Here is a 3,531-nt window from a genome sequence, read left to right on the forward strand (position 1 = left end):
CGGGGCCCTGCTGCGGGGCGGCCGGGAACGGCGCGGCGGAACCCTCCGCGGGGCCGTGGCCCGCCGCGTCCGGCCGGTGGGTCTCGCTGGATGCGGGCGTGCCAGGGGAGCCGGGCGCGGCCGGCCAGGACGGCGCGGCGGGCGGCGCGGGCGGGGGCGGCGGGAAGCCGCGGTCCGGCGGACTCTGCGGCGGCACGGAGCCGTTCATGACGATCGTGGGCTGGTCCTGAGGCCGCGCGGGGACGGCGGACAGGTCGTAACCGCACGCACCGCAGAAACGATCACCCGCCTCGAGGGGTTCCTCGCAGCTCGGGCACTTCGACAGAGCGGCCTGCTGAGGCATCTGCGACATCAACTACACCCACGTCCGGGGGCGGTAACGGTTGGCACGTTCCACCAGGTCGATCCTCTCCTCACCGCTCCGCGCCAGCCGGGCCAGCATGCGGTACGAACGCTCCAGACCGAAGCGCAGGCCCCGCTCGTCCAGCCCGCTGCCGAGCAGCGTCCGTCCCCCTGCGCGGGAGAGAACGGAACCCTGGTCCCCGGAGAGTACCCAGTCCAGCGCACACCCGAGGACCTCGGCCGCCAACTGTTCCCGGCGCGCCGGGTCCAGGCCGTACGCCTCCAGGGCCTCGACCTGACCTGCGGCGGCGGTCAGGTCGTCGAGGAACCGTACGTCACCGGGCGCCGCGGTGCGTCCGCGCAGCCGCGCCCGGACGGCCGCCACGCGCGCGGCCGTGTAGTGGATGGACGACTCCGGCACCGACTCCAGCGTCCGGACCGCGGCGGTCCGGTCGCCGGTGGCCAGCTGGACCCGGGCGAGACCGAACGCCGCGCTCACATGGCTCGGATCGGTCGCCCACACCAGGCGGTAGTACTCCGCGGCGTTGTCCAGCTGCCCCAGCACCTCGGCGCACAGCGCCAGCGCCAGCTTGGGCGCGATCTCGCCCGGAAAGGCGTCGTAGATCGCGTCGAAGGACAGCGCGGCGGCCTCGAAGTCGCCGGTGACCAGGGAGGCAAGGCCCCGGTACCAGACCACCCGCCAGTCGTCCGGGTCCTGCTCCTCCAGGGTGCGCAGCGTCTCCAGGGCGGTGCCCGGGTCGCCGGCCTCCAGCCAGGCCCGCACCTGCCTCAGCCGGGTCTCGGCCGACGGGGAGGGCGCGGCGGCCAGCGCGTTGATCAGCTCCCCGCCGGGCGCGGAGGTCAGCAGGCCCGCCAGGAAACCGGCGTTGGGGTCGGACGGGTCGACGTGCGGCACGGGCAGGGCCAGCGCGGCGGCCGGGGTGTTGACCGGACGGACCAGGGCCGGGCCGACGGCCCCGGGGGCGGGGGCGATTGCGGGTGTGCCGACGGGAGCCGGGGCGGCGGAGGCGGAAGGAACCGGGGGAGGGGCAGGGACGGGCGCGGTGCCAGGGGCCGGCGCGGGGGCGGCGGGGCTGCTCGCTGCCTTGGCCCGCTTGCGGGCGCGCACCGGGCGGGCGCCCAGGACGGAGACCTCACCGGCCGGCTCCGGGAACAGATCCGTGTCGGTGACGCGGAGTTCGGGCCCGAACAGGGTGGACAGCGAGGGGCGCGCCCGGCCCGTCTGGAGCGAGACGACCTCGCGCAGCACACCGGTCAGCTGCTCGCTCATCTCCTGCGCGGAGGCGAACCGGCGCGCCGGGTCCGGATCGGTGGCGCGGACCAGCAGCCGGTAGAACGACTCGTACTGGCGGAACACCTCGATGGTGTCCGGGTCGGGCAGCGAGTCGACGTGGACGCTGGTGTAGCCCTGGAAGTCGAAGGTGAGCACGGCCAGCGTCCGGGCGACGGTGTACAGGTCCGAGGCCACCGAGGGGCCGCTCTCGGCGACCTCGGGCGCCTGGTAGCCGACGGTGCCGTAGATGGCCGACTCGTCGTCGTCCATGCGACGCACCGCGCCCATGTCGATCAGCTTCAGCTGATCCTCGCTCTGGATCGCGTTGTCGACCTTGAAGTCGCAGTACAGAAGGTTTCTGCTGTGCAGATGGCCGAGGGCCTCCAGCGCCTCGATGCCGTACGCGCAGGCCTGCTCCACCGGAAGCGGGTCCCGCCTGCCGTCCGGGGTACGGCGGGCGTTGGCGATCTCCTTCAGCGACTTGCCGCCGACGTACTCCATCACGATGTAGCCGTCGAGGGAGCCGGTGCGCTGGTCCAGGTGCTCCACGAAGTTGTAGATGCGCACGATGTTGGCGTGCTCGATCTCCGCCAGGAAGCGCCGCTCGGAGATCGCCGCCGCCATCGCGTCCTGGTCGCCGGTGTCCAGCAGACCCTTGAGCACCACCCAGCGGTCCGAGACCGCCCGGTCCACCGCGAGGTAGATCCAGCCCAGGCCGCCGTGCGCCAGACAGCCGACCACCTCGTACTGGCCGTGCACCACGTCCCCGGGCCGCAGCTTGGGGATGAACGAGTACGGGTGGCCGCACTTGGTGCAGAAACCCTCCACTCGGCCCGGCCGGCCGCTGCGGGCCCGGCCCACCGGGGCGCCGCAGTCCGAACGCGAGCAGAACCGCTTCCGCTCGGGAACCTCCGGGTTCTGCAGCACCATGGTGCGCGGATCGGGGCGCGGGATCGGCGGCACCGTGACCAGGCCGGCACCGAGGCGGCCCCGGCCCGAGGAGCCCGCCGCCGAGCCGGAGCTGCGCACCGACACCGAGCGGCCCGAACTGCGGCCGGACAGCGAGCGAGAGAGGCGTCCGGACACCGAGCGGCGGGACTTCGACGACTGCGACGAGGTGCGCGAACTCGCGCGTGAGCTGCGGCTGCCGGCCGAACCGCCGGATCCCTTGCCGCCGGCGGTCATGCCGGTCGGGGCGGAGCCGACCATGCCGCTGGAGGAGACGACCGGGGCGAGTCCGCAGGTGTCGCAGTACAGCTCGCCGCCGCCGACGTCCTCGTAGCTGCCGTCGCAGCCGGGGCGCTGGCAGGGGGGCTGTGCGTGGGCGGCGGCCGGGGGCTGTGCCTGGGCGGCTTGGGCGGCTTGGGGCGGCTCGGGTGCGCGGGCCGGTGGCTCGTTGCGCTGTGCGGGTGCGGGTGCGGGTGCGGACGGGTGCGGGGACGCGGGCTGGGCAGCGGGCGGCTGCGCTGAGTTCGGCTGCGGCGGGGTGCGCGGCTGGGCCGGGATCTGCTGCAGGCGCTGTGCCGGGTGGGGTGTTGGCGTGGGGGCAGCGTTCGACGCCGGGGTCGATGCCGGGGACGGCGACGGGTGCGACGTCGGGGCCGACGACGGGGCGGGTGCCGGGTTCGGCGTCGGGGCCGACGACGGGGCGGGTGCCGGGTTCGGCGTCGGGGTCGATGCCGGGGACGGCGACGGGTGCGACGTCGGGGCGGGTGAGGGGTGCGATGCCGAGGCCGACGACGGGTCGGGTGCCGGGTTCGGCGTCGGGGTCGATGCCGGGTCGGGCGTCGAGTTCGAGGCCGGGGGCGCCGACGGGGTGGGTGCCGGGTTCGGCGTCGGGGTCGATGCCGGGGACGGCGACGGGTGCGACGTCGGGGCGGGTGAGGGGTGCGATG

At 75.0% G+C, this 3,531-nt stretch carries 3 protein-coding genes and 1 pseudogene; 2 read left to right on the forward strand and 2 right to left on the reverse strand.

Annotated features, from left to right (window positions below; genetic code table 11):
• Both ABD198_RS17530 and ABD198_RS17535 read right to left on the reverse strand, forming a co-directional pair.
• Positions 1 to 352, reverse strand: a 352-nt coding sequence (locus ABD198_RS17530) for a zinc ribbon domain-containing protein (protein WP_344002302.1), incomplete at its 3' end; no start/stop codon positions are given.
• A 3-nt stretch (positions 353 to 355) separates the two neighbouring features.
• Positions 356 to 2,599 carry a serine/threonine-protein kinase gene (locus ABD198_RS17535; protein WP_425580494.1) on the reverse strand — a complete coding sequence of 748 codons (2,244 nt, stop codon included), beginning with the start codon at positions 2,597 to 2,599 and terminating at the stop codon, positions 356 to 358.
• Between the two features lies 1 nt (position 2,600).
• Here ABD198_RS17535 and ABD198_RS30735 point away from each other — a divergent pair, with 1 nt between their 5' ends.
• Together ABD198_RS30735 and ABD198_RS17540 are read left to right on the forward strand one after the other, a co-directional pair.
• On the forward strand, positions 2,601 to 2,918 hold the full coding sequence (locus ABD198_RS30735; protein WP_425580495.1) for a hypothetical protein: 318 nt from the start codon (positions 2,601 to 2,603) through the stop codon (positions 2,916 to 2,918).
• Between the two features lie 258 nt (positions 2,919 to 3,176).
• Positions 3,177 to 3,531, forward strand: a pseudogene (locus ABD198_RS17540) (hypothetical protein); the annotation flags it as partial.

The organism is Streptomyces thermocarboxydovorans, assembly GCF_039524635.1.
GTDB lineage: Bacteria > Actinomycetota > Actinomycetes > Streptomycetales > Streptomycetaceae > Streptomyces > Streptomyces thermocarboxydovorans.